Source organism: Paenibacillus litoralis, from assembly GCF_046244365.1.
In the GTDB taxonomy this organism is placed as follows: Bacteria; Bacillota; Bacilli; order Paenibacillales; family NBRC-103111; genus Paenibacillus_V.
In genome coordinates this window covers 1397761-1424748 of the sequence record NZ_CP176395.1, presented here as the reverse complement: position 1 = coordinate 1424748, position 26988 = coordinate 1397761, and the positions used below count along the sequence as shown (strand labels likewise).

The following is a 26988-nucleotide window of genomic DNA, read 5'->3' as shown; positions in this document are numbered from 1 at the left end:
GAGCCTCACATGGCAATGATCCTCTTACAGCATATTCGGCAGCTCCTGTTAGCGCATTCCGCTGAACGCCCTCTCCAGCTCCGAAACAAGTCGTTCATTTTCGCCGCGAAGTCTTATGGCGATGCGCAAGTATGCGGACGTAAGTCCTTGAAACCGCGATGCGTCGCGAATCAGCACGCCGCGTTCCCCGAGCGTCCGCTGCAGCTGCTTCACATCGAGCCTCTCCGGGTTCGGCAAACGCAGCAGCATAAAGTTCGTATCGCTCGGATACGTGCGGACGCCCAGCGATTCGAGCTTAGAAGCAAGCCATGGACGCTCCGCCTGCAGCCAGTCCAGCGTCTTCTGCGCGTATTCGCGGTCAGCCAGCACTTCCGCGCCGATCAGTTGAGCCAGCGTATTCACGCTCCAGGCCACCTGAAGCGCCCGCAGCTTCGCGATCCAATCGGGATGGGCAACGATAAACCCGAGCCGAATTCCCGGAATCGCGAAAAATTTCGTCATCGACCGGATCACGAACAGACTCTCCGAAACGGCAGCCTGCCGGATAAAGCTCCTGTCCTCTTCTTCCGGGCAAAAATCGATAAACGCCTCGTCCAGCACGACGCGCTTGCCCGAACCGACGGCGCTTTCCAGCACAGCCTGCGGAATAAGCCGTCCCGTCGGGTTGTTCGGATGGCCGAGAAACAAGAGATCGGCTCGGCTTGCGGCTTCCGAAAGCGCTTCTTGCGACAGTTCGAATCCGTTTTCTTCGTATAGAGGAATATCCGTAATCCCGCCGCCCGCTTTATGCACCGCTTCCTCATATTCGACGAAGGAGGGCCGCGCGAGCGCCGTTACACCCGGACGAAGCATACGGACGACAAGGTCGATGAGCTCCGCCGCACCGTTCCCGGCCAGCACGCTTTCCACCGGCACGCCGTACCGCTCCGCAATTTTGAGGCGAAGCTCCCTGACGGCAGGATCGGGATATTTGACGATATCGGTCCACCGCTCCTGAAATATCGTTCTTACCGCCGCCGGCGGGCCGAACGGATTCATATTCGAGCTGTAGTCCAGAAAATCGTTTGCCTGCATGCCGAATGTTTCGGCTGCCGTAAGCAAATCGCCGCCATGGCCGTATCGTTCCAGCATAAGCCGCCGCCCCCTTCTCCCATCTAAATGCCAAAGCCCTGCCGTAGGCAAACAACCAAAACGAGCAGCAGCCCCGTTTCCACCAGCTCGTTAACCGCACCGTACGTATCGCCTGTCAGCCCGCCCAGCTTGGCGGACATCCTTCCGTTCAGCAGCGTGCCGAATGCAAAGCTGACCAGTGCGAACCCGAGCGTGACGAGCCCCGCAGCCGCAGCCGCCGCTGTCCATGTCGATGCCGCTGTATCCATGCTCTGTGCCGCGATAGAGAAGACGAATGTCAGAACCGCTGCGACCAGCAGCGCCGCAACCGTATGTCTTGTCCCCACGCCCCGATAATAGGAGCCCATGCCCGATCCTTGGCGAGCGTAAGGCCAGCATCGTATCGAAACGACAAGGAAAGCGCGGCTCCACAAAGGAACGCAGCATATATAGGGCGCGGCCTGTCTCCAATCTCCGTCAAGCAGAGCCGCGAGCAGGGAAAGCTTCAGAAGCAGCACGAAAACGCCCGCCACAACGCCCATTGCGCCGACGCGGCTGTCTTTCATAATCTCCAGCATCTGCTCGCGTGAGCGGTTGCTGAATAGGCCGTCCGCCGTATCCATCAAACCGTCCAGATGAAGCGCTCCCGTCGCGTAGATCCACATGCCGAGCAGCAGCACCGCCGCAGGGAAAGCCGGCAGCGCATAAGGAAGTCCCGTTCCCGCGGCAGCCAGCAGCAATCCGAGTACCGCCCCGACAAACGGATAAAAAACGACGCTTCGCCGGAACACCGCATCCGTATAATCGATCGCGATCGGCAGCGGCAGCCTCGTCAGCAGCTGAAAGGCAGCGATCGCTGCGTGCAGCCATTGTTTTATCCGAGCAGCAGCGCGCACAACAATCCCCCCATAAACAAAAAGCTGACTCCGTACAGAAGCCGTACCGTCATGACGATATGCCCGCGGTTCAGCTGCGTGAGCGGCCAGCCCATACGGGCGCGGTCGCTGACGACGCCGCCGTAAACATTGAGACCGCCCAGCTCGATGCCTAACGCCCCGGCAACCGCGGATTCCGGGATGCCGCTGTTCGGGCTCGGATGCTGGCGCGCAAACGTGCGAACGGCCCGCCACGCACGTCCGGAACTTAACCTGGGCGCAAAAAAGGCCGTTACCGTAAGCAAAACGCCGGTAAGACGGGCGGGCAGCCAGTTGAGAACGTCGTCCAGCCTGGCGGAACACCAGCCGAAGTAGCGGTATTTGTCGTTTTTGTACCCGACCATCGAATCGAGCGTATTCGCCGCCCGGTAGGCCATCGCCAGCGGTGCCCCGCCCAGCAAGGCGAAGCATAAAGGAGATACGACGGCGTCGACGATGTTTTCCGCAACCGTCTCGACGGCGGCGCGCGTAATTTCCGGTTCGTCGAGCTTCTCCGTATCCCGTCCGACGATATAGCCGACGTACTTGCGCGCTTCCTCCAGACGATTTTCCTTCAGCGGGCGATAGACCAAATAGGCGGCATCTTTCAGTCCCTTAATGGCGATCGTCGTGGAGATAAACCAGGTATTGATCGCGTAACCGGCCCATGGATGCAGCAAAGTGCCCAGCCAAACGAGCAGCCACATCGCGGCCCCGGAGCCTATTACGGTTGTTGCCGTAAGAACGACGCCTTTCCGGCGAAGGACGGATGGGGGCATATCGGCTTCGTCCGAAGAGCTTCGCCGCAGCCGCTTCTCCAGCCATTTGATCAGCCTGCCGATCCAAATGACCGGATGCGTCGGCCAGCGAGGATCGCCAACGAGCCAATCGATCGCGATGGCGGCTGCCGTCATCCATACGATTTCATTCCATCCAAACAACAGCACACGCCGCCACTCCCCATTTTGTTCGATAAATCCGCTTGCTTAACTGACGATCACCCGAACGTGAACGCCCGGCTTTTGATTTCCAAAGGAATACCGGCTGTGACCAAGAACACTTGATCGCTTACCTCGGCGAGCCGGCGGTTCAACTGCCCGGCCAAATCCCGAAACACCCGGCCAAGCTTGTACTCGGGCACGATCCCGCTCCCTACCTCATTCGTTACCATAAGCAAAATCCCGTCAAAACGTCCGGCTGCGTCAACGAGCTCCCTCATTTTCGCGGCAGTCGTCTCGGCCTTGGATTCGTTCTCCTCGGACAGCAGCCAATTGGACAACCAAAGCGTCAAGCAATCCACAAGCACAATCGGAGACGCTCCGGAGACGCCGGCGCTCAGCTCGTCAAGCAATGCCGGCAGCTCGTAAGGCTCCTCCAGCGTCGTCCAAGGAAAGCCGCTCGCCTCGCGGTCCTGCTTATGCATGTTCACCCTGTCCCGCATCTCGTCGTCATACAGCTGGCAGGTTGCAATGTAGGTGCCTGTGGAGCCCAGATGAGCGGCATAGCGCTCCGCAAACGAGCTTTTGCCGCTGCGCGCGCCTCCCGTTATTAAAACAAGCATAGGTAAACCTCCCGGCAATTCCCGACTTTTCGCCGCAACGCTTATGCCCCCGGAATGCCGGCGCTTTCGAACGTTGCCATTTCGCGCATCATTTTCAAAGCCGCTTCCACCAAAAGAAAGCATAAGGCCGCACCCGTGCCTTCGCCTAGCCGCATATCCAACTGGATCATCGGGGCAAGACCGATGGCTTCAAGAGCAGCCGCATGCCCCTGCTCGTTCGACAAATGCGAAGGAATCATGTACGCCGCCGATTGCGGCGCAAGACGGGTTGCCACTAGCGCGGCCGCCGTAGAAATAAAACCGTCGATGACGACCGGACAGCGTCTGGCCGCCGCGCCCAGAATAACGCCGACAAGCCCGGCGATTTCGAGGCCGCCGACTTTGGCCAGAACGTCAAGCGGGTCGCTTGCGTCCGGCGAATTGACGGCGATAGCCCGGCGTACTACATCCTGCTTGTGATTCCAGCGCTTGTCGTCGATTCCGGTTCCCCTGCCGACGGCTACGGCTACGTCCGTGCCCGCAAGCACGCTCAAAATAGCCGAGCTTGGCGTCGTGTTGCCGATGCCCATTTCGCCCGTGGCGAATAGGCGATAGCCTTCGTCAGCCAATCCGCCGACAATATCGCAGCCGGCTTGAATCGCCTGCAGCGCCTCTTCCCGCGACATGGCCGGTCCCTGCGCCATATTGGCCGTTCCGCGCCTTACTTTCTTAGAGACGAGCTGTGGATGCTCCACGTCCGCGTTGACGCCCACGTCGACGCACACCACATCCGCCCCCGCATGTCTCGCAAACACGTTAACGGCGGCGCCGCCATTCAGGAAATTCATCATCATCAGCCCCGTCACCTCTGCCGGAAACGCGCTGACGCCCTCCTCGCAAACGCCGTGATCCCCCGCCATAACAATGACCGCTTTACGATCGAGCGCGGGAATTTTCTCTCCCGTAATGCCTGCAGCCTGACGGGCTACCGCCTCCAGCCTCCCGAGGCTTCCCGGAGGCTTCGTCAATTGATCCGCATGCTTCGCTGCTTCAGCCATCGCCTGCTCGTCTAGCGGGCGGATTCGGGCAATCATTTCTTCTATATTCATCATCGATACCTCCAAGCTACTCCCCGCGAGAACCATTACGTTACTGTCGTCAACGGGGCGAATAGACGTTCCCGATCAACTTGAATCAGGCAGACAAGACATTCTAGCATAGTCCCGCTTCTATTTTAAGCCATTAGCTTCGATTGCAGCAAAATTTGCGGTACGCCGCTTACCGGATGCGGCACGATCAGCGGCTCCGTCCCATACACGCGGGCGATGAGCGGAGCGTCCAGCACTTCGGCGGGAGCTCCCAGAGCGGCCACCGCACCTTCGTGCAAGACCAGCAGACGGTCGCAATATTGCGCCGCCACGTTCAGGTCGTGCAGCACGGCAATTACGGTTAAACCCGTCGTCTTTTGCCAGCTGCGGATATAGTCCATCATTTGCACCTGATATCCGATATCGAGATACGTCGTCGGCTCGTCGAGCAGCAGCAGCTTCGGCTCCTGCGCCATCGCTTTGCCTAGCGCCACCCGCTGTCTCTCCCCGCCGCTCAAATGCTCGAGGGTTCTCTCCGCCAGCGCGGACAACCCCAGCCGCTCTATGATCTGATCGATCGATTCCGCAGCGTCGCGCTCGTCCTCGCCCAGCCAGTTTTGAAACGGATAGCGCCCCATCTCCACCACCTCGCGAACGGTAAATCCTACCGGCGGTAGCGCGTCCTGCTGCAGCACGGCAAGCCAGCGCGCCAATTCCTTGCGGCTGTATCGCCCTACCGGCTTTCCATCCAGCTCCGCCTCGCCCGCCGTCACTTCATCGACTCCGGACATGATACGAAGAAGCGTCGATTTGCCGCCGCCGTTCGGTCCGATAATGCCGAGCATCTCTCCCTGCTTCGCCTCGAAGCTAACGCCGGCAAGCACTAAACGGCCTCCGAACGATTTACACACCTCGCGAAACGTAATCATCGGTTCCCCTCCTTTCGTATCCTGCTTATCCGCTTAACCGTTTTTTCTGCCTGCTGAGCAAGTAGGCGAAGAACGGAGCGCCGAGCAGCGCCGTCACGATCCCGAGCGGAATGTCCTTCGGACTGAGCACGAGACGCGCCAGCGTATCGGCCCATATTAAATAGACGGAGCCTACGATTGTGGAAAGCGGAATGATCAGCCGGTAATCGGGTCCGACGATCAGCCGGACGAGATGTGGAATCACCAAGCCGACGAAAGCGACGACGCCCGAAACGGAAACGGCTGCCGCCGTCATCAGCGTAGAAACGACCAGCACGACCAGCCGGGTTCGCGAAACGTTGACTCCCAGATGCGCCGCCTGCCGTTCCCCCAGCGCCAGCAAGTTCAGCGAACGTCCGAAATAGAGCAGGATCGCCGTACCCACGACCAAGTAAGGCAGCACGATGCCGGAATACGACCAGCCTCGCATCGCCACGCTGCCCATTTGCCAGAATAAGATCTCATTCACGACGCTTTTGGATAACGTTACCATGAACGAAACGAAAGCCCCGAGAAACGCCTGCACGACGACGCCCGACAAAATAAGCGTTTCCAGCCGCATGACTCCTTGCGTACCGGCAAGCCTGAACACGACAATAAGCGTAAGCATACCGGTTACGAAAGCCACTAGCGGTATCGTCCACTGTCCCATGGCGGTTTGCATTCCTGTCAATATAATGACCGAAGCGCCGACTGAAGCGCCTGTGGCCACCCCCAGCGTATACGGATCGGCCAGCGGATTGCGAAGCACGCCCTGAAAGCCGGCTCCCGCAACGGCCAACGCTGCGCCAACAACGAAGGCGAGCGCTAACCGCGGCAGTCTGACCTTCAAGATGATCGTTTCGCTGCTCGCTTGCCAGTCGGGGGTCACCAGCCCGCTCAGGCCGGGAATTTTATGAAGCAAAATACGCCACACCTCGGCTACGGGCAAGTTGGCGGAACCAAGCGATAAACTGACCACTATGGAAAACAAGAGGAGCGCAATAGCGGCTCCTCCGTAAATAAACAGCTTTCTTTTCATCTTTTCACCAACCGTTATTTCACCAGATCCGGGTGTGCGGCTTTAGCAATTTCGAGCAGCGCGTCCGTCAAACGAGGGCCAACGCGGCTAACGATATCTTCATTGATCGGAACGAGCTTCTTGTTTTTGACGCCGTCGACCTGATCCCAGCCCGGACGGTTCTTAATGCTTTCCAGCACCGTATCCTTCACGTTGCCGCCGGACGAATATACGATAATCTCCGGATTTTTCTTGATGATGGCTTCGGAATCGATTTTGTACCAGCCCGATTTGCCTGCGCCTACGTTCTCGCCGCCCGCCAGCTTCACGAGCTCATCCATAAACTCGCCGTCGCCGACCGTCCAGCCCGGATTAAATTCCATGTAAATCCGTTTCTTAGGAGCATTTTTTACGGCATCGACGATTTTCTGCTTGTCGGTGCGCATTTTATCCGCCGTTTTCTTCGCTTCATCCTGCTTGTTCATAATCGTGCCGATTTCTTCGATGTGTGCGATCGTTTGGTCGAGCGTTTTCGGATCGGCCATGAACACTTTAATTTTCAGCTCGCGGATTTTCTCCACGACCTTCTTGTTGATCGAGTTCGCGAATACGACGTCCGGCGCCATGCCGATCAGCGTTTCCAGGTTCGTGTTCGTGTCGCCGACCTGCGGCTTCGATTTCGCTTGCTCCGGATAGTTGCTGAATTTATCGACGCCGATCAGCTTATCTCCCGCTCCCACCGAAAAGAGAACCTCCGTTTCGCTCGGCGCGAGCGAAACGATTTTCTCGGGCGCCTTCTCGAACGTTACTTCCGTTCCCGTGGCATCCTTAATCGTTAGCGGATATTTCGTTTGAGCGGCAGCCGGCTTCACGGATGCGCTAGGCGACGGGCTTTGCGACGTTCCTTCGGACTTGCCTGGCGAGCTGACCTGCCCTTTGGCCTCTTCCTTGCTGCCGCAGCCGAACAGGCTCAGCGCCAAAACGACGGAAAGCATAACGGTCATGGCGGCTTTTCCGAAATTCCAACCCTTGCGTTCTTGTTTGCGGTTTTCTTGCTGCTTAGTTACCCGAGTATTCTCTTGCATGTCGCCATTTCTCCCCTTCTCTGCTTCCTAGATTGCGAGAGGAGCCTGACAAGCGTTTGAATGCGCGCGAACGTTCATGAGCATATAAACGAAAAACCCTCCATCCGGCAGGACAGAGGGAACGACAAAACAGGGATAAAGTTACTGGCATGGCGTATTGCTGAAGCCATGAGCGACTTTCCGTTAAGCCGGATCCTTTTCCTCGAAGGATTTCGCAAGCTAGCTCCAATAGGCAGGTCTCCTGACTTACGGGTTTGCTGACAGCCTCGCCTTCCCATTCGTTACGAACAGTGGCGTCGTGAGGCGTCCCCGTATTACAGTGGCGGGACCGTGCCGGACTTACACCGGCTTCCCTTTTAACGCGGCAACCATGCGGCTGCTGCGCACCTATCGGCGACAATCGCTATTCAACTGCTTTTCAAGCGTCCAATCTTCATCCCCGATTATAGGACACTTCCCGGTGGGTGACAACGATTATTTTCACAGCTTGTTTCATGAATAGGCCGCCCAAACGCTAAGCTTCCTCGCATGCCGCAAGGATTTCGGGTACGTTCCGGCCTTTATTTCTCGGACAGTTTTTTCAAAATATCCTTCGTCTCCTCAACTTGCTTCGAACGAGGGTGGACGAACGCATACATTTCTTCCTTGCCGCGGTAACCGCTGTCTTTCAACCACTTCGTCTCGTTCATCGGGATGCCATACAGATGCTTTTCGAGCTTCGGCTCCTGATTCTTCTCCTTGCTGCCCGTATCGACCGGCGCTTCAACGACGCCCCCCGGATAGTCCTCCGGCTTGAACAGCTCGTCCAGAATCACAAGTCCGCCTTGCTTCGCAAAGGCTTCATACTGCTCCTTCGGAACGACGAACAGATCGCTGTCTCCGGCAGCCAGTTCGACAAACAGCTTGTCCATCGAGAACATCGGGCTTGTCAGAACGTCGGTCGTCGGCGTTTCGCCTACCTTCGCCTTCAAATCCTCCGCCATTTTATCTCCGTCGATCGGCACGTTGTTGGTCATCACGAAAACGATCACATCCGCCTTAGGGCCGCCGCACCCGGCAAGCGCCACAACCAAAACGGCAAGCAGCATAAACCCCGTCAGCCATTTCTTTCTCATCTCTGTTAGCTCTCCTTCTCCTCAATTTCCGTACCTCTAGAATAGCATAAAACCGCTTTCTGCCGCCAATCAATCTAAGCCTTCCCGCATTGGCTTCCCGGCACCTATTCATACGTACCGGAACGGCCGCAGGTTCATAATCCGGCATAATAATAGCAAACGTTCCGGGGAAAGGATTCCGGCCTGTGCGCCGCGACCGCTGCAGACTGCGCAAATAAAAAAGCCCTTCCTCGCGGCGGGCTCTCGGTTATGCCTATTCGGCTTTCTTCGTGCGCATGTTCGTTATATATTGGTTGTACTCGTTGATCTTTCTATCAAGCATTCTGCTCATTTCAACAACGGCATCGGACGTAAGCGAGTTTTCCTGGCGGATCATCTTCTCGAGCTGTCGGCGAAGATAGTCGAGCTCCTCTTCCAAGAGCGCTTCATGCGTTCGTTTGGCGGCATTGCTGTACAAGCTGGGCGGCTGAGGGTCATTCTCGCGGATGAGAGGAACATACTTGGAACCTGTAACGTAATGCTGGACCAAAGCCATCGCAATCCCCTCCCTAATCACTTTGTACAGAGCGAGCAAACCGTAATTCCGTCAGTTCCATCAAAAGTTCGATGTGAATTTAGCTTGTCCTATGACTATTCTATCATTTTCCCGGAATTAATGCCAGAATATGAGTCAAAAAGCCAATTATACGAAAAATTTCAAGTAGATATTTGTTGATAAATGTTATTTTTTACTTATTCTCACATCCATTAAAAAAGACCTGACTGCCCTTCGGGGGCGATGTCAGGTCTTTGATGATTCTTATAAAGTGCAGATACGATTGCGCGCTATCGTGATTACGAGCCCAACCTCCTCAAAAAATTACCCATTCTGTCGATCGCTTCCGTCAGCTGGCTGACCGAAGACGCATACGAGCAGCGGATAAAGCCTTCGCCGCCGCGGCCGAAAACATGTCCGGGTACGACCGCTACCTTCGCTTCGAAAATGAGGCGCTGGGCGAATTCGTCCGAGCTGAGGCCCGTCGATTCGATCGAAGGAAACGCATAGAAGGCGCCTTCCGGTTCATGACACTCGAGTCCGATGTCGCGAAAGCCCTTGACCACAAGCCTGCGGCGCTGGTTGTAAGACTCCATCATCCGGTCTTTCTCTTCTCTGCCGTTGCGCAAAGCCTCGAGAGCTGCCACCTGCGCCATGGCGGGAGCGCACATGACCGTGTATTGATGAATTTTCAGCATGGCCGACAGGATGTCCCGGTGTCCGCATGCATAGCCGAGACGCCAGCCCGTCATCGCGAACGCCTTGGCGAAGCCGCTGACGAGTATCGTCCGGTCTCTCATGCCCGGCATCGCCGCGAAGCTTACGTGTTTGTGGCCGTAAGTAAGCTCGGCGTATATTTCGTCGGAGATGACGATCAGGTCGTTCTCCTCGACCAGCTTCGCGATCGGCAGCATATCCTCGTACGTCATGATGCCGCCGGTCGGATTGCTCGGGTAGCTGAGAAGCAGCACTTTGGAGCGCGGCGTAATATGCGCCTTCAGCAGCTCCGGCGTCAGCTTGAAGCCGTCCTTGGCGAACGTTTCGATGCCGACGGGCACGCCGCCGCTGATCGCCGTAATCGGCGAGTACGCCACGAAGCACGGCTCGGGAATCAAAATTTCGTCGCCAGGCTCGATGAGCGCGCGAAGCGCCAGGTCGATCGCTTCGCTGCCGCCGACCGTGACGATGACTTCGCTTGCAGGGTCGTATGCCACATTGAAGCTATTATTCAAATATCCGCAAATTTCTTCGCGCAGCTCGATCATCCCGGCGTTCGACGTGTATTTGGTCATGCCGCGTTCGAGCGAATAAACCGCCGCCTCGCGGACGTGCCATGGCGTTGCGAAATCGGGCTCGCCGACGCCAAGGGTTATGATATCCTTGCTGCCGCTGGCCAAGTCGAAATATTTCCGGATCCCCGAAGGCGGAATGTCGCGAACGAGCGGGGATAAGTAATCCTGCATGGTTTTCGTTTTTTCCATGGCCCTTTATCCCCCCTACGGCGTGATGAGCATCCGGTGATCTTCTTCGTGATCCTCGAAGATGATGCCGTCTTGCTTATATTTTTTGAGAATAAAGTGCGTTTTGGTAGAAAGAACGCGATCGATCGGAGACAGCTTGTTGGAAACGAACGAAGCGACCTCCTTCAACGTTCTGCCTTCCACTTCGACGAGCAGGTCGTACGCGCCTGACATCAGATAGACCGATTTCACTTCCGGATATAAATAAACGCGTTCCGCAATCGCGTCGAAGCCGCGTCCGCGTTCCGGCGTAATTTGCACTTCGATCAGAGCGGTTACTTTCTCGTCGTCCACCTTGCTTTGGTTTACAACCGTCGCATATTTGACAATGACGTGATCTTGTTCGAGTTCCGCTATCGCCGCCGCCGCTTCCGCTCGATCCACGCCCAGCATCGTCGCGATCAGATCCGCGCTTCTGCGTGCGTCTTCCTTGAGTAGGTCAAGAATTTTCATCTTCAGTTCAGTCATTTCGTAAAACCTCCCAGTGGCTATTGAAATACGGACCGGTTTGTTGGCGGCATACCGAGTTCCTTGTTCCACTATACACCCAAATTGCAAGATCGTGCAAAGAAAACATGCGGCATTCGGACGAGAAGCACGCTTCCTTTCATGAGCGCCAAATAATGCGTCATGAAGCGGATGCGCCGCTTCCCGGCATACGAATTATCGCGCAAACGCGATTCTTCCTCCGATCATCGTCCAAACGACCTCGAATCGTTCGTTCAGCAGCACAAGATCCGCATCCGCTCCCGGTGCCAGCTTTCCTTTATTCGCAAGGCCCAGCACCTCGGCAGGCGTTTCCGTCGCCATTCGAACGGCATCGTGCAGGGGAATGCCCGCTTTCACCGCTTTGGCGAGCGCTTCGTTCATCGTCACCGTGCTCGAAGCCAGCGTACCGTCTTTCAGCGTCGCGACGCCCCCGGAGACGCGGACGTCATGCCCGCCGAAACGGTATTCGCCGTCGCCCATGCCCATGGCCTGAAGCGCATCCGTAATGAGCACCATCCGCTCTGCGCCCTTCTCCCTATAGAGCAGGCGAACCATGGCGGGGTGCAAATGAACGTCGTCGACGATCGCTTGCACGCTGACATGAGGCTCCTCGAAGGCGGCTACGACCAGCCCGGGATCGCGATGATGGATCGGGCGCATGCCGTTGCAGCAATGCGTAACGTGACTCGCCCCCGTGCGGAAAGCTTCCTTCGCCTCCTCGTAAGTCGCGTCCGTATGAGCTACGGCCGCGATAATGCCGCGCTCCGCGAGCATCCGGATCAGGTCGAGCCCTCCTGGCAGCTCCGGAGCCAAGGTGACCATTTTGACTAGCGGACCGGCTTGCTGGAGGATGCGTTCCATTTCTTCGCGGTCGGGATGGCGCAAATGCCGTTCGTTCTGCATACCCTTGCGTTTTACGTTCAAGTACGGGCCTTCCAGATGCAGACCCGCGATGAGCGCGCCCGGTTCTTTGCCGGCGACACGGCTTACGTTCCCGATCATGGCAAGCAGATCCTCGAGCGAGGAAGAAACGGAAGTCGCAAGAAACGAGGTGCAGCCCGTTCTGGCGCAAGCTTCCGAAACGGCCTCCACGCTGCGGACCGTGCCGTCCATCATGTCAAAGCCGTCGGCTCCGTGAATGTGAACGTCGATCATGCCGGGAATGAGCAGTCGACCTCCGCCGTCAAGGAAGGAATCCGCATCCGCCGCCGCAACCTTCGAATCGGAACCTATATGCACGGATCGGATACGTCCGTCACGTACGAGTATGCTTGCTTCAGCCGTACGGTCTTTTTCGGCTATGAACACATTGCTGATAAGTATGGTGGACATCTCATTTCCCCCTTAGCGTGCTTCGTGATTTTCAGTCTACTATAAGGCGTCAGGCCCTTACAACTTCTAGAATCCGCCGTCTCCCTTAGCCAAGCGGCCTGAAAAGCACTCGCTGCAGATTTACGGCGGATTGGGTTTCACATGGAAAAACCGCCGAGGCGGCGGGAGATCCCCCTTCGCTTCGGCGGTCTTTGATCCTTTCAGCCGCGCGACTGCGTATCCTTGAGCCGCTCGGCCAGTACGCGCATCATGCTTCTCAGCACGCCGGTATGGCGGAAGCAGAAACCCAGCACTTGCTCCTTCGTGAGCTTCAGCAATACCGTCCGGCCTTCGGCCGTACAGTCGGCGGAACGCGGCTCGTCGTCGATGATCGCCATTTCGCCGAAGCAAGCGCCGACCTCCAGCATCGCGAGCGTTTCCTCCCCGCGGTGCACGCGGACGCCGCCTTCGATAATGCCGAACAGCGCATCGCCTTCGTCGCCCGCGGCGCAAATGGTTTCGCCCGACTCGTACACCGTCTCGTCTACCATATGCGCCAGACGAATGACGTCTTCCTGCGATGCATGGGCGAACAGATCGATCTTTTGCAGGACGAGCATGCGCCGCAGCAATATCCCGCTATTCGTTTGCACCGGCTCTTCTTGTCCGGTCGGCCGTTCGCGGTTGCCGGCGTTCGCGCCTTCACCCATCCCTTCCTCCCTTGCGGCTGCCGCATAGGAGCCGTCGGCCGTATAACCGGGCATATCGGCGCTTAGCGTTCGTCCGTATTTCTGATTGACGCTGCGCAGCCTTTGCGATAGGAGCCGCATGAGCTCAAGCGCAATTTCCGTCTTGTCGAAGGCCATTTCGTAGAACGCTTCGGATTCCAGCCGCCAGAGCCGTAAATTCGATTCGGCGTGTACGGTAGCCGTCCGGACGCTCTGCGTCAGTACCGCCATTTCGCCGAAGCAATCGCCGGTTTGCAGCGCCCCAAGCGCCGTTCCTCCCTTGGAAACGACCGCTCTCCCTTCCCGGATCACATACAGCGAGCTGCCTTCCTCCATTTCGCGGATGACGGCTTCTCCCGCTAACACATCCACCTGCTGCAAATAAGACGCGATGACCGACAAATCCTTCCCCTGCAAGCCGGCAAAAATGCCTATATTCCGCAGAAGAACCACCTGCTCGACCTGCTCGCATATCCGCTCCCGGCTTCCTTGCGGCAGCCGTTCCACACGCTTGGCTATCTCCGGCCAGGCGCCGCTGCCGGGCGAGACGTAAACGCCGTATGCGATGCACGCTCGCAGCCATTCGCCGTCCCGCTCATACAGCCGGACCAGGCGGCTATCGACAGCCTTGGCTGGCGGCTGGTGCGCTGCTGCAGGCACGAAGGCCATCATTTTAAGAACCTCCGTTCGAACGGCGCCCTGCAGCAGCTGATCCGCCACTTCGGCCGCATTCGCCTGCCTGCGGGCATCTCCTTCCTCCCAGCCGGCATAAACGGCTTGAACGGTTTTCGAATCGTAGAGAAGCGCGAGCAATTGGAAGGCGCGGCGAACCGTTTGCGTGCGGATCGTTTGAATCGTCTCATTCGCGTAACGAAGCCCTTCTATCCCTTGCAAGCCTTCGCCCTGCTCGGCGTAGTGGGCAAACAAGTCAGCCTCGTGCAGGACGAGCCGCTCGACGGCTCCCCGGTCGATCCCGTTCACTCGGCGGAACATGCGCGCCAAGGCGCTTAAAAAGACGGAACGCAAGTCTGCCGATGCCTGTTCGTAGCGGCCGATCAACAGCTCGAAGGCGCGCAGCGTCCCGACACGCTCCAGTACGCCCGGCAAATGGGCGGCAGCCCCTTCCGTTTGCTCGACAGCGGCCGTCTCGTCATTCGACGGGAAATAAGGCTCCAGAAGCGGAAGCAGCTTATTCTCGTCATAGCCGGCTAGCGCATGCGCAGCCTGCTCGCGCGTTTCGCTCGGCTTCAGCATAGGGACGATCGCCGGAACCAGCTCCGGAACTTGCAGCAAGCCGGCCGATTCCAGCGCGGCATTCCTCACGTGAGGAGAGCGGTCCTCCAGAAGCGAGAGGAGAGGCTTATAGAAGCCGGCAATGCCGATTTGGCCGAAAATAAGCGCAACCTCGATCCGCTCCTTCTCCCGCTCGCTTTCCAACATGGAGCGAAACGGCCCGACAGCGCGGAACATGCCCTCGATGCCGTAATATTTGATTAGTCCGGCGATTGCCGCCGCTTTCACCTTCACGTCCCGCTCTTCCAACAGGCCGGCGATCCTTTCCAAATTTTCCGCGTCGGCGTACGCCGCCATAGCAAGTACGGCGTACGGTTTGACGCCGGTATCGAACGACTGCCATACCGCTTCAATATGCGGTTCCATCCCCTGCGGCACGTGCCGCTGAATCCATTTTAAGCCCTCTACGCGAACCTCGGCCGCCGGATGACGCAGCAGACCCGGTACGTAAGGCGTCAAATCGAACGCATGGATGCTTTGCAATATTTTTAACGCATACGCCGCTTGAATGGGATCCGGACTCTGCAGCGCATCGGTCAGCACTTTACGGCTGGCGGCATCCATCAGATCGACGCCCGTCTCCTGAAAATCGAGCTCCCTCGTTTGGAGCGAAGAAAGCAGCGTCTGCATATACGGTTGCTTGACCTTAACCGCAGCAGCGATACAAAGCGCGAGCAAGCCCAGCACGATGAAGCTGAACTGGTGAATCTGCAGAAACGGAGGCAGGATCATCAAGCTGACGCCTGCGATCCCTTTCGCCCCGTTACGGACGATGCCGTCCAGAAAGCCTTTGGCCCGGCTGCGATGCTCCGGTGAAACCGGGAACATCACGAGCTGGCTGACCGATGAATAAACGGTGTCTCCCACCACTTTGTCGCTTCCCTTGACGGCCGCGGCAACGGCCAATGCAGGAAGGAACAGGAATGCGGAGGCTCCCGCAAACAGAACGGCGGGAAAGAGGAGCAAAGCGGTCATCACACCGAACCTGGAAATGATTTTACCGGAGACGAACAACTGCACGAGTAGGGCTAAAATACCGGATATCCCGTAAAAATTGCCCATAAATCCGGCCAACGCTTCATTTTGCAGCGTGCCGCGCATGACGACCTTGAACTGGTAATCGATGATCGTCAGCGACAGCACGACGGTTGCTGCGATGACTGCGACATATTTAAGATGCGGTGCGCTGCGAAACAAACCGCCCGTCTCTTCCCGTTTCCGTTTGCTCCCCGCCTGTCCCGGGGCTCTCGGCTTCGCCCCCGCGGCGAAAGCCGCAGCCGGATCGGAAAGCCGCTTCACGAGCAAGCGCACCCAGACTAGGCAGAGCAGTTGGAGCGCGGCATACACGAATATAAGATTCAGGGTCCCGAGCGGATGAACGAGCGCCTTCAGGCCGAAGCCGCTGACGATGCCGCCGACGATCCCGCCGCTTCCGACGAGTCCGATCATCCGTTTCGCCTTGCGCTGGTCCATGACGGACGTCGCAAACTGCCAGAAGCAGACGATCATGAGAAAATTGAACACATCGTACCCGATGTACATAGCCGGATATATCCATTGGAAGCCGAAACCCGCCAGCAGCCTCGTCACGACGACAAGAACCGATACCGAAGCGATCACGGACACATTCAGCCGGTCCGGACGCAGCTTGGAGCAGAACCTCTGATACAAGACTCCCGCAAGCAGCAGCGCGGCCGACTGCGGCAAATACATGAAGGACAGCCGCGATGCGTCAAAATGGCTCAAAAACAAGGTATCCGCAGCGGTTCTGCCGATCGTCGAGGCCGATACGACGCAGAACAAATAACCGAACAGGAGAAATACTTTGACGTATTCCTCCCGGTCGGCCGCAAATTTTTGCAAGAAGGCTTGTAAGGGCGCTTCGAAGACGGATGCTTTCATGGACGATGATCGACTCCCGCGTGAACATGACATTGCCGGACACGGGACTCCAGTCCCATGTCCTTACAGCTATACCAATTCACGAAAAGAGCCGTTAAATCCTGCCGGGTACCTATAAAAATTTCTTTTCCTCTTTACGATGGAGTTAATTGCCGCCGGGCTTCTCGATCGTCAGCCCTTCCACATGCTTGCGGCTTAGCAACTTGCGCTTCTTGCGGACATCCTTCGATTCGAAGACGATGTCCATGTCGTAATCTTCGCCCGGATACAGCTTGCTGCTCTCGATGTAAAGGGACAGCCGCTTGACGTTCGCTTTGACCTGCTGCTTCTGCACGAGCAAGGTCACATTGCCGCGCGCGTCGGGCAGCTCGCAGACGATGCCCGTTCGGCCGAGCGAATGGATCCAGACGCAGTCGCCCTTCCGGAGAGGCCGGTTGCCGGCAGGCGACTCTTGTTCAGCGGGGCTTTTCTCAGCTCCGGCTACAGCTCCGGTTCCTGCTTCTGTTTCTGTTTCTTTCGCCGATTCGGCGCTTCCTTCCCCGGCTTCGCCGTCCTCCTGCTCATCGTCCGAGAGGATAGCGTGCTCGCCTGCGGCCGAGTCGGCCTCATCCCCCTCCGGCTTCCCGCCCGCGCCAAACGGCTGCAGCGCGTCATCCGCATCCCTTTTCGCAGCCGCCGGCCGTCCGCAATCTGCCGCGAGCGTTCGACGATCGCTTCCGGCATGCCGAGCTTCTGCGCGATGAAGAAGGCGTAGCTTTGTCCCGCCTCGCCGATCCGCAGCCGGTACAAGGGCTGCAGCGTTTCGGTGTCGAATTCCATTCGCGCGTTCTGAAAACCCGGCGTGCGTCCCGCGAAATTTTTGATCTCGTTATAATGCGTCGTCGCCACGACCGTCGTCCCGCGCCGGTGCAGCTCCTCCAGCACGGCGATCGACAATCCGACGCCTTCGCCCGGATCGGTGCCCGTCGCGAGCTCGTCGAGCAGCACGAGCGTGGACGGACCGGCCGTCTTCAAAATATCGATCACATTGCGGATATGCGACGAAAACGTGCTCAGCGACTGTTCGATACTTTGCCCGTCGCCGATATCGGCTGCCACGTTCGTATAAATCGCCAGCTTGCTGTTCTCTCCGACGGGAACGAGCAGCCCGGACTGCGCCATCAACGTCAGCAGGCCGATCGTTTTCAAGCTGACCGTCTTGCCGCCGGTATTCGGTCCGGTGATGATTAACGACCGGTAGGCGCCGCCGATCCTGAAATCGAGCGGCACGCTCTTGCTGCCGAGCAGCGGGTGTCTTCCGCTTCTGATCGCGATGCGTCCCTCCGTATTAAGCGCTACCTTGCGTCCTTCGTACGTCTTGGCCAGCTTGGCTTTGGCGAACAGGAAGTCGTAGTGGCCGATCGTCTCCAGATTGACCTCCAGCTCATGCTTGCTATCCTCCACCAGGCCCGTCAGCATGCCGAGCACTTTGCCCTCCTCCACCGCCTCCTCGGCGCGGAGCTCCGCCAGCTCCAGCTGCTGGCCGGCGATGTCGTGCAGCTGCATGAACACCGTCTGCCCGCTGGCCGATTCGTCCAGGACGGTACCCGCCACCTGTCTGCGATGCTCCTTCTTGACCGCCAGCACGTAACGGCCGTTCCGCATGCTCACGACGGTTTCCTGCAAATAGGAGCGGTACTTGTTCATCGCGCTTTCCAGCTTTTTCTTGATCCGCTCCTCGGCGATCGCGATTTTGCTGCGGATTTTGGCCAATTCTTTGCTGGCATGATCATCGACACGCCCATGACGGACGCACCGCTCGATTTCCTGCCGCAGCCCTTTCAGCTCATGGAGCGACTTGGCGTAGCCGCTCACCGTCGGCGCGACCGGTTCCCGCTTCTCCATAAACCTCATAAGCTGTCCCGTGCTTTCGACCAGCCGGGCTATATGCGTAAGCTCGGTTTCACTCAGGACATATCCGGTGCCGACCAGCTGCATAACCGGCTCCAAGCCTTCCAGCGAAGGAATCGGCACGCTTGCCCCGTGGTCGATGATCGTTCGCGCCTCGTCCGTTTCGTTCAGCATCCGCTCGATTCGCTTTATGTCGCCGAGCGGGTGCATATTCGAAACATGAGCTTTTCCGAGGTAAGACATGGCGTAATCGGCCAGCTTTTCTTTGATTTTGTCGTATTCCAAACGTTTCATCGTATTTTCGTTCACTTTGCATGCTCCTCTACGGATATAGTTTTGGGGGAACGCAAAAAAGACAGAAAGATGAACAGCATTCATCCTCTGCCTGTTTGGGGGAACGTCAATCGCTCCGCAGGACGCAACTATCCCGCGGAAAACAGAAAAAGCCGTGCGCAAAGAACGCACGGCTAGCTCACGATAGACATATCCTGGGCTTCGTCATGAACCGTTATTCTTAACTAATTTCCGTCGGCGCAGAACGTTATCGGACATAGACAAATAAGGGCAGGTAAAACGGAACATTTTCAAATCGCCGGCACACAATCCTTGCCGCGCCATTCGCATCGTCAACCGTTTTGCAGCCTCAGCTCCTAAGGAGCCGTTGTCTCGCTTCAAACAGGATCAAACCGCGCCAACCTATGAAATTGAATTAGTTAAGAACCAACGCAGACATCAAAATTCCCCCGTTAATGTGGTTACGTTCATCTTAGCCGAAGCCGCAAATCGAAATCAAGCGGCGACTATCGTTATAGGCAAACATTCCACTGCCGTCCGAAAATGCAAGGAAATGTAAGGCAATCCGTCAAAAACGGCCCGCAGAAACGCTCTGCGGGCCGCAAGCTATGGATCCGTTATTTTTGCTTCAGCAATTCGATGATCAGCTTGGCTGTTTCGGCACGCGTTAACGATGCTTTCGGCGCGAATGCCCCGTCTTCTCTTCCCTCCAGAATGCCTAGCGCTTTTGCCAGGCTCACAGCTTCTTTCGCCCATTCGGATATCGAGGACTGATCCGCAAAGGCGGTTCCTTTCGCATTTGCCGGATGCTGAACGAGCTGCCCGTAGGCGCGCATCAGCATAACGACCGCTTCCTCGCGGGTGACGTCGCTATCCGGCCGGAATGCCGTATCCTTCTGAATAATGCCAAGCTTCACCGCTTCAGCCACATATCCCGCGTAATAGCTGCCGGCTTTCACGTCCTGGAATTCACCGGCATAAGCAAGGGACTGCGGGTAACCTAGCGCACGCATCAGGAAAGTCGCGAACTGCGCCCGCGTAACCGTTTCGTTCGGCGCAAACGCCTGCTCGGTCATCCCTTGGGCAATATGCTTGGCCGCCAGCTTTTTGACATAGCCTTCCGCCCACTGTCCCGCCATGTCGGCAAATTGCTTCTCGTATTCCATAACCGCGTAGGTCGAGAAATGATTCGTTTGGAAAATCGCTTTATTGCCTTCGAACGTGCCCCCGACATACTCCGCTTGACCGCCGTTCACATAGTAAACTCCGGCATAATCAAGATTCAACCCGCTTAGCGTATCCTGGCTCAGCCCGATTTCGACCGTCACTTTCTTGACGAAGCCGCTAATGAGCTCGGAACCGGCAAACAGCTTCAGGTCGATATAGCTGCCGGTCGGGCGGTATGACGGATCTTGGCTTGCCGCTTTGGCGATATCCGTTTGCGCCTGGGCATTCGCGCTCGTCGCGTCTATGCTCAGCGTCAGCGTTCCCGCTCCGAGCTTGTCGGCCGGAATGGCGTTAGCCGGAATCGTAATCGATAGGCCGTTTGCATGGAAGATGACGTCGACGGATTTTTCTCCTGCCAGCTTCAGGACGGACGTCCCGATTTCGACGGTGATCGGCGCTTTGGCATTCGCAGAAACTTCCGCGTCCAGCTTAATGACATGCCGCCCGTTCGTCGCCCCGTCCAGCTTGGCGATTTCCGCTTTGTCGTCCACGCGAATCGCCGCTTCCTTGTCCGAAGGCTTCGAATCCGGCTGCTTCGCGCCGCTATCCGTTGCTCCGCCTGTGCCTCCGTTCGAACCGCCGCTCGAACTACCGCTTCCGCTGCGGAAGCTCCAAATATCCGAACGGGCGGAGCCGTCGAAGCCGTCTGCCGCTATGGCGTACCATTCATATTCCTTATTCGCCGTCAGCCCGCTCCAATTCGCCGACGCCATGGCGCCGCTAGCCGTTTGCTTCGCTTTGCCGACCAGCGTGTCGGTATAGACGTTTACCGCAAAATAGTCGGTAGCTACGCGCTTCAGCTTTGGCTGAAGGTCGACGTTAATCGTGAATTCGTCTTTTCCCGGATACTGATCCGTATCGTAGAAATTGTAATCGTTCATGTACGGCGAGTACGTGTTGACGATAATTTTGTTGTTCTTGGTATCGAAATGGAGCAAACGCATGTACCCTTGTCCGCCTTCCGGGCCGCCCTGGTAATCGGCAAGCATCTGATACACCGTGCGATCCGCCGTGCCGTCGCCGTTGTCGTCGATCTCGTCCGCTTTCATCTCGCTGTCATGGTAATGACCACTGAGCACCGCGATGACGTTCGGATTCGGCAGCACCACTTTCTCGTAAATGCGGTTGGCGATCGGGCTGCGGTTGCCCGACACAAGCAGGTATTCATGGAAGTTCAGGAACGCCTTCCGGTCCGGATGGTCGGCCAGCACTTGGTTCATCCAAACCAAATCCTCGTCCGTAATGCCCCAGCCCATATAAAGCATTATGAAGTCGTTGCCCCCGGCCGAAATCAGATCGTAGTGGCCGCGGTTGTTTTTGTAGGAGCCGCCGTAATACGGCTTGTCTTTGAAACGGTCCTCCCCGAAATATTGCGAATATTTCGTGTAGTCCTCGTCCTTATGGTTAACGTCATGGTTTCCGGCAAGCACGCCGTACGGAATGTTCGCCTCGTCCAGCACCTTCATGTCGCCGTCGGCGTTCACCCACTGGTACTCCTGATAACTTTTGTCGACGATATCTCCCGTATGAAAGACGTACTTGATTTTCAAATCTTCTTTGTTGTCCTTGATCCAGTCAACTTCCTTGCGGTAAATGTGCGGATAGCTCTCCGAATAATACTGCGTATCCGACATCCACACGAAGGTATAGTCGTACTGCTCCGGACTGCTCGGAATTTCATCCTGGATCATGACGTTAATCGTCTGTTCGCGAGCAAAATCTTCCGTCCGCACATGACCCTGAAGCGTGAAATCTTCGGTACCGGCCACGCGATGATCGATAACGGACCAGCGTCCCTCTTTATGATTCCAGGCGTACATCGTCACCTTGCGGCCTTCCAGCGATTTGCCCTTCCACACCAGCTCGACGTCATCGGTCGCATCCACAGCCGGGTCGAGCTTCACTTCGAAGCGCTGGTACGGAAACTGGGTCATCGAATCGCTGACCAAATAATTACCGTCAAGCGCCTGCACCTTGCGGTACTCTTCATCCGTAAACGCGGCTTCTCCCTCCGGCCGCTGCTGCTGCGGCGGCTCGCGGTCTACGGCGTTCGCAAACGCCTTGACGCCTGGCCGGTCGTTCACATCGTAGTGAAAGCCCTGATAGAACGACACATCCATCGCATCGCCGGTCGGATCCGTCACCTTTACCTGAAGTGTGGCGGCAGTCCCGGAAAGCTTCTCGTCAGTTGCAGGAGAAACGAGCTCCGGCTTGTGCGGCATTTCTTCAACAACACGGAAGTTTACCGCAACCTCCGCAGCGTTGCCGGCCTTATCGATTGCCTTGACGGTCAGCTTGTGATTGCCCGGCGCCAGCAGCGCAGATGAAGTCTGCATCGGCAGCGTGACGGCCTTATCGTCAAGCTTCGCTTCTACGCTGCCGATTCCGGCTATTGCGTCGCTCGCCTCCGCGTCGATTACAAGGCGTCCCTTATACTCGCGCCCTTCAACCAGGCCTGGAATGATTACGGGAGCCGTATTATCGACGTAAACGTTCGTAACGGACTCCGCGATCGGCTGCTGAGTCGGGTCGACGATCTTGACGGTATGAGAGCCCTCGGCCGCGTTCTTGGTATCCCACAAATACGCTTTGGAATTGAATTTCTCGTCCGGAATCGTAAAGCCGAAATCCACAACCGGCATAGCGCCCGTTCCGTCCCCTACGGACAGTTCCTTATTCGGGTCGGCATATATCGCATCTCTAACGACGGTACCGTCGGCGAGGACCAGCCGTACGTTCCGCACATAGAAATCGTCGCGGTTCTCCTCCGAATCGTTATCGAACGGCGATACCTTCGTTCCCGAACGGATCGAGATGACGTTGCGCTGCCCTTTGATCAGGCGCTCCGGCTGCACCGGTACCGACAAGGTCGTATACTGGTCGGTTTCATCGTCATAAACCTTCAGGATGTCGTTCCCCATCGTCACGCCGTTTTTGAAAAAGAGGTTCGTCTTCTTCAATTCAAAAGCGAAGTAAGCTTCCCTTTCGAGAGCGCCGTACGTGGAGGTCTGCTTAACGCCGTCCACATACAGCTCAAGCGCCTCCGGAGCCGTCAGCGATGAAGTTCCCTTCAGCAGCGTTGCGCCCGTTACGACCTGATCCTTATTGACGTTCAGCCTTAACGGCTCCTCGCTGCGGTCGGAACGGATCGCGATCGTTTTGGTCGCGCTCTTCGTAACGTTCGTGCCGTCTCCAGCCTCGTAATAGTACGTGATCGCGGTCTTGCCGAGAAGCTCCGGCGAATATATCGTGTAGTAGTACAGCTTGTCGTCGTAGTCCTGACGAAGATTAGCCTTCGTAAATGCCGTTTGATCGTTTGCTTTGTAGTACAACGTAACCGTTTTGACCGCGACATCGTCCTGAGCCGCAGCGGTCAGCCGGATGTTGTCCGTCTCGTCCGCTTCCGTTTGCCCGGTTTTGTCGGTCACGACCGGCGGAATCGTATCGTCGGCCAGCTTGACGGCCGCAGCGGGAACCTGTCCGGCAAGGACGCTCCCCGGTGTCGCAGGCTGCGTGCCGCTGCTGATTTTGATCAAATTATTCGTTCCGTCAACCGGATATTTATACAAGATGCCTTTGTTTTCTTTCGTGTCGTCGATCTTTTCGTCCCAATAAAAGCCTTTGGAAAGCTCTTTGCCGATATTGGTCGCCACGACGATGCCCCGCGGGCTGTCGTTCGCCATGCCGTTATTGTGCATCCGCACGATGTCGGTGTTGGCGACCAGATTCGTTCCGTAATTGGCGTTGAAATCGGCTACCGTTTTACTCTCGTTAGGGCCGTTGATAATCCAGAAGACCATGGTCTTCTGAGATTTCAAAATCAGGCCTTCCGTGTCGGGCGCCCAGATCAGATCGCCCGCCGCTCCTTCGTCAGGGTAGCGGTACTGGAGCTTGTAATCGTCCAGCTTCAAATCGCGATCGGTATTATTGTAGATCTCAATGAATTCATAACCGTCGGATCCCCCGACATTGACGGAGTCCGGCACGATTTCCGTAACGAGGAGCTGCGGCACCTTCGCGAAATCCGTCTCCCCGTGCGCAACGGCGGCAGTCGATACGGCCGTTTTGGCCAGATTAACGCCGTCCGAAGCTTCGATGTAATAGGTCAGCTCCTTGGACCAAAGCGACTTGGCCGGCAGCTCCGCCTGAAACGCGCCTGGTTGATCGGGGCTTGCCTTCATCGCCGTCGTTTCGAACTGCATGCCTGTATCCTGCTTGTAAAACAGCGTGACGCGATCCACCTTGCCGTTGTCGGTCACGTTCGCCGTAAAGACGGCTTTCGCGCCGGCTGCAACCGCGGAAACGGGTTCATGCGCAATAACCGGAGATTCCGCATCCTCCCCGCCCGCAACCGGCTTGGCCGGTACTTGTCCGCTCAGAACCGCCCCCGGCGTCGCAGGCGCCATCGCGTCGACCTTAACCATCGTGTTCCCCGTGGCCGGGTATTTATAGACGATCGACTTGTTTTCGGCAACGTCTGTAGCGCCTTGGTTATAAGAGGCAGCCGCGATTTCATTGCCGAAATCGTCGGCAATGATTACGGTGCGCTCCGAGCCGTTCGCCATCCCGTCCCACGCCGCACCGGTCAAATGCCCGCTATCGAGCGAAGACTGATAATTGGCATTGAAATCCGCAACCGTCAAAGCCGTATTTTTATCGTTCTTCGTCCACACGGCAAAGCTTTCCTGAGGACCGATTTGTTTGTTCTCCGTCAAGTCGATCCGGATGTCCGCTTTCTGATCGGCGGCCGGATAACGGTACACAATCTGATAATCCTTCATATTGATCGGCTTGTTCGTGTTGTTGTATACCTCAATGTATTCGTAAGCGTCGGAGCCGCCTATGTTGACGGTATCCGGCACCAGCTCGGTAATCAGCAGCTTGGGCAGCTTATTCGCATCGACTTGGTCGCCCTCATGCGTAATAGCCGCGATAAACGGCTTGCTGTCGTCCGCGGGCGCCGTCACCCGGTTGGCCGCGTCTCTCGCTTCCACATAATACGAGAAGGCGTTCGACCATAGCTCCGCTTTCGGCACGCTGCCCTCATACACCCCTCCGCCCTTAGTCGTCATAGCGACGGACTTATAGGCTGCCAGGGGATCGAGACGATAAAACAGCTTGACCTGCGCAGCCGGCTCATCGTCCGTTACGCGGGCCGAAACGGTCAGGTCGCGATCGCCGTCAACCTTCGTAATCGGCGTATGATCGATGACCGGAGCCGGGTTCGGCGCATCCGGAACGGCGACCGGCACAGCAGGCGCTTGACCGTTCAGTACGCGACCCGGCGTTGCCGATTCCATCGTACCCAGCTTGATCATGGCCGTGCCGCCATTCCGATATTTATAGAGAATGCCTTTGCCCTCCGCCACTTCTTTGGCATCTCCGGACTCCAAATACCGCGCGGACGACAGCTCGTTGCCCAGCTTGTCGGCAATCACGATCGTACGCTCTTGCGTATTGTGCATGCCGGCCCAGCTCAAGGCCGTCACATGTCCCTCGTCCAGCGAGGTGCCGTAGGCCGCATTAAAATCCGCAAGCGTCAACGAAGGCGAGCCGGACGGCTTCGTCCAAACGACAAAGCTTTCCTGCGGGCCGACGACTTTGTCTTCCGTCAGGTCGAGCTTCACGTCGGCCTTATTGTCGGCAGCCGGATACCGGTACAGAATCTGATAATCGTTCATCCGGACCGGTTTGTTCGTATTGTTGTACACCTCGATAAACTCATAAGCGTCGGAGCCTCCGACATTGGCACCGTCCGGAACCAGCTCCGTTACAAGCAGTTTGGGTAAAGCGTTATAGTCGGGTACCGTCGCGCTCGGAGCAATCGCCGCCGAGACCGGCGCCGACGCCGTATGCTCGAAAGCCGCCGGGTTGGCGTTGTCCGTCGCTTCGATATAATACTGCAGCGATTGCGTCCACAGCAGCTCCTTCGGCACCACGGCCTCGTATGTACTGCCGGTTACGCTCGTCATCGCGACCGAACGGTACTGCATATCCGCAGCCGTACGAAAGTAAAGCTTGGCTTGCATCTGGTCGTCGCTTGCGATATCGGCTAAAATGCGCGCATCCTGATCGGCGCTTCCGCCGGATAGAGGCGTGTGCGCGATAACCGGAGGCAAGTTGGCGGACACCTGGCGGGGATCGACCGTACCCGGCGTTGGAGGAGCAAGTACGGCCAGTCTCGCCATTGCCGTATACCCGTCGCCCGGCATTTTATAATGGACGTCCATGCCGCTGTCGTTCGTCTCCCCGTCTTTATAATCGGCGGAGACGATCTCGTTGCCCGCAGCATCCTTAACGATGAAGGAACGGCTCCCTGTATTGGCCATGCCCGAAAAACCGGCAGGCGTCGAAGCGGTAAAAGGGATTAACCGGTCATCCGGCAAATTCACGCCGTATTGCGCGTTGAAGTCCGCGGCCGACTTGGCCGATTTGTTGTACCAAAGCACGACCGAGTCGTTCGGGCGGATCGACTTCGCCGGCAGCGTCAGCTGCCTGTCCGTCGGCGGCGTTCCTGGCACCCGGTAAACAACCGAATAGCCGGAAAGCGACAGATCGCGGTCGGAACGGTTATAGAGCTCGATAAATTCATAATCGTCAGCACCCGCATTGTTCGGCGATAGTTCCGTAATGAGCAGATCCGGCGCCGACGTCGCGAATGCCTTTGGAGCGGACGGCAGCAAACCGTTGAATTGGCTTGCCATCACGCTGATGACGGCTGCCGTGGAAATCGCTATCTTTCTGATGTTCCCCTTCATGTTATCCTCCTGCTGTACTTGAGTTCCATACGGAATTATCGTAATGAAGGAGTGTTTGGGAATTGTTATGGGAACATGAAGAGTTTGTAAAGAAGGGACTGGGCTTACCGTCGGCAGACGAGCTTTCCAAAACGGTTGACGCCTTTGCCGCCGTCTCCACTCGGATAGAACCGCCTATCGAGGACCTTTAGAAGACGTTGGAGACTCCTATTTTCCCGAAT

17 protein-coding genes and 1 riboswitch are annotated in these 26988 nt (G+C 57.1%); all 17 genes read right to left on the bottom strand.

Annotation, left to right across the window (positions count from 1 at the left end; all coding sequences use genetic code 11):
- Nucleotides 1–48 precede the first annotated feature (48 nt).
- The 17 genes from cobD to ACKGJP_RS05940 all read right to left on the bottom strand — a co-directional run bounded on the left by cobD (nt 49) and on the right by ACKGJP_RS05940 (nt 26767).
- Nucleotides 49–1131, bottom strand: a complete 1083-nt coding sequence (gene cobD / locus ACKGJP_RS06020; protein WP_409344779.1) for a threonine-phosphate decarboxylase CobD — start codon at nt 1129–1131, stop codon at nt 49–51.
- Nucleotides 1132–1154: 23 nt separating this feature from the next.
- Nucleotides 1155–2006: an adenosylcobinamide-GDP ribazoletransferase gene (cobS, locus tag ACKGJP_RS06015; protein ID WP_409344778.1), complete on the bottom strand. Its 852-nt coding sequence runs from the start codon at nt 2004–2006 to the stop codon at nt 1155–1157.
- A complete protein-coding gene (gene cbiB, locus ACKGJP_RS06010; RefSeq protein WP_409344777.1) occupies nt 1985–2971 on the bottom strand; it encodes an adenosylcobinamide-phosphate synthase CbiB in 987 nt (328 codons plus the stop codon). The genes cobS and cbiB overlap by 22 nt, the downstream gene beginning before the upstream one ends.
- A 50-nt stretch (nt 2972–3021) precedes the next feature.
- Entirely contained in the window at nt 3022–3585 is a 564-nt protein-coding gene (cobU, locus tag ACKGJP_RS06005) for a bifunctional adenosylcobinamide kinase/adenosylcobinamide-phosphate guanylyltransferase (protein WP_409344776.1), read from the bottom strand.
- A gap of 41 nt (nt 3586–3626) precedes the next feature.
- A complete protein-coding gene (gene cobT, locus ACKGJP_RS06000; RefSeq protein ID WP_409347084.1) occupies nt 3627–4673 on the bottom strand; it encodes a nicotinate-nucleotide--dimethylbenzimidazole phosphoribosyltransferase in 1047 nt (348 codons plus the stop codon).
- A 125-nt stretch (nt 4674–4798) separates the two neighbouring features.
- Nucleotides 4799–5581: an ABC transporter ATP-binding protein gene (locus ACKGJP_RS05995; RefSeq protein WP_409344775.1), complete on the bottom strand. Its 783-nt coding sequence runs from the start codon at nt 5579–5581 to the stop codon at nt 4799–4801.
- 25 nt (nt 5582–5606) lie between these two features.
- A complete protein-coding gene (locus ACKGJP_RS05990) occupies nt 5607–6641 on the bottom strand; it encodes a FecCD family ABC transporter permease (RefSeq protein ID WP_409344774.1) in 1035 nt (344 codons plus the stop codon).
- A gap of 14 nt (nt 6642–6655) precedes the next feature.
- Complete coding sequence (locus ACKGJP_RS05985; RefSeq protein WP_409344773.1) at nt 6656–7705, bottom strand: ABC transporter substrate-binding protein; 1050 nt, start codon at nt 7703–7705, stop codon at nt 6656–6658.
- A gap of 213 nt (nt 7706–7918) precedes the next feature.
- Nucleotides 7919–8111, bottom strand: a riboswitch (cobalamin riboswitch).
- A 154-nt stretch (nt 8112–8265) separates the two neighbouring features.
- On the bottom strand, nt 8266–8820 hold the full coding sequence (locus tag ACKGJP_RS05980) for a hypothetical protein (RefSeq protein ID WP_409344772.1): 555 nt from the start codon (nt 8818–8820) through the stop codon (nt 8266–8268).
- A 253-nt stretch (nt 8821–9073) separates the two neighbouring features.
- The gene (locus ACKGJP_RS05975) at nt 9074–9355 is read right to left on the bottom strand and encodes an aspartyl-phosphate phosphatase Spo0E family protein (RefSeq protein ID WP_409344771.1); all 282 of its coding nucleotides are present in this window, start codon (nt 9353–9355) and stop codon (nt 9074–9076) included.
- Nucleotides 9356–9654: 299 nt separating this feature from the next.
- Nucleotides 9655–10836 carry an aminotransferase class I/II-fold pyridoxal phosphate-dependent enzyme gene (locus tag ACKGJP_RS05970; protein WP_409344770.1) on the bottom strand — a complete coding sequence of 394 codons (1182 nt, stop codon included), beginning with the start codon at nt 10834–10836 and terminating at the stop codon, nt 9655–9657.
- 15 nt (nt 10837–10851) lie between these two features.
- Entirely contained in the window at nt 10852–11343 is a 492-nt protein-coding gene (locus ACKGJP_RS05965) for an Lrp/AsnC family transcriptional regulator (RefSeq protein WP_409344769.1), read from the bottom strand.
- Nucleotides 11344–11538: 195 nt separating this feature from the next.
- Nucleotides 11539–12696 carry an N-acetylglucosamine-6-phosphate deacetylase gene (gene nagA / locus ACKGJP_RS05960; RefSeq protein ID WP_409344768.1) on the bottom strand — a complete coding sequence of 386 codons (1158 nt, stop codon included), beginning with the start codon at nt 12694–12696 and terminating at the stop codon, nt 11539–11541.
- A gap of 200 nt (nt 12697–12896) precedes the next feature.
- A complete protein-coding gene (locus ACKGJP_RS05955; protein ID WP_409344767.1) occupies nt 12897–16598 on the bottom strand; it encodes an Npt1/Npt2 family nucleotide transporter in 3702 nt (1233 codons plus the stop codon).
- Nucleotides 16599–16743: 145 nt separating this feature from the next.
- On the bottom strand, nt 16744–16932 hold the full coding sequence (locus ACKGJP_RS05950; protein WP_409344766.1) for a hypothetical protein: 189 nt from the start codon (nt 16930–16932) through the stop codon (nt 16744–16746).
- A 146-nt stretch (nt 16933–17078) separates the two neighbouring features.
- Nucleotides 17079–18797 carry an endonuclease MutS2 gene (locus tag ACKGJP_RS05945; RefSeq protein ID WP_409344765.1) on the bottom strand — a complete coding sequence of 573 codons (1719 nt, stop codon included), beginning with the start codon at nt 18795–18797 and terminating at the stop codon, nt 17079–17081.
- Nucleotides 18798–19399: 602 nt separating this feature from the next.
- Complete coding sequence (locus ACKGJP_RS05940; protein ID WP_409344764.1) at nt 19400–26767, bottom strand: lamin tail domain-containing protein; 7368 nt, start codon at nt 26765–26767, stop codon at nt 19400–19402.
- Nucleotides 26768–26988: the final 221 nt, after the last annotated feature.

What these genes read in the sequence shown, in the direction of transcription:
- cobD (WP_409344779.1), bottom strand. Translation starts at nt 1,131, where the DNA reads ATGCTGGAACGATACGGCCATGGCGGCGATTTGCTTACGGCAGCCGAA.
- cobU (WP_409344776.1), bottom strand. Translation starts at nt 3,585, where the DNA reads ATGCTTGTTTTAATAACGGGAGGCGCGCGCAGCGGCAAAAGCTCGTTT.
- cobT (WP_409347084.1), bottom strand. Translation starts at nt 4,673, where the DNA reads ATGAATATAGAAGAAATGATTGCCCGAATCCGCCCGCTAGACGAGCAG.
- ACKGJP_RS05995 (WP_409344775.1), bottom strand. Translation starts at nt 5,581, where the DNA reads ATGATTACGTTTCGCGAGGTGTGTAAATCGTTCGGAGGCCGTTTAGTG.
- ACKGJP_RS05990 (WP_409344774.1), bottom strand. Translation starts at nt 6,641, where the DNA reads ATGAAAAGAAAGCTGTTTATTTACGGAGGAGCCGCTATTGCGCTCCTC.
- ACKGJP_RS05985 (WP_409344773.1), bottom strand. Translation starts at nt 7,705, where the DNA reads ATGCAAGAGAATACTCGGGTAACTAAGCAGCAAGAAAACCGCAAACAA.
- ACKGJP_RS05980 (WP_409344772.1), bottom strand. Translation starts at nt 8,820, where the DNA reads ATGAGAAAGAAATGGCTGACGGGGTTTATGCTGCTTGCCGTTTTGGTT.
- ACKGJP_RS05975 (WP_409344771.1), bottom strand. Translation starts at nt 9,355, where the DNA reads ATGGCTTTGGTCCAGCATTACGTTACAGGTTCCAAGTATGTTCCTCTC.
- ACKGJP_RS05970 (WP_409344770.1), bottom strand. Translation starts at nt 10,836, where the DNA reads ATGGAAAAAACGAAAACCATGCAGGATTACTTATCCCCGCTCGTTCGC.
- ACKGJP_RS05965 (WP_409344769.1), bottom strand. Translation starts at nt 11,343, where the DNA reads ATGACTGAACTGAAGATGAAAATTCTTGACCTACTCAAGGAAGACGCA.
- nagA (WP_409344768.1), bottom strand. Translation starts at nt 12,696, where the DNA reads ATGTCCACCATACTTATCAGCAATGTGTTCATAGCCGAAAAAGACCGT.
- ACKGJP_RS05955 (WP_409344767.1), bottom strand. Translation starts at nt 16,598, where the DNA reads ATGAAAGCATCCGTCTTCGAAGCGCCCTTACAAGCCTTCTTGCAAAAA.
- ACKGJP_RS05940 (WP_409344764.1), bottom strand. Translation starts at nt 26,767, where the DNA reads ATGAAGGGGAACATCAGAAAGATAGCGATTTCCACGGCAGCCGTCATC.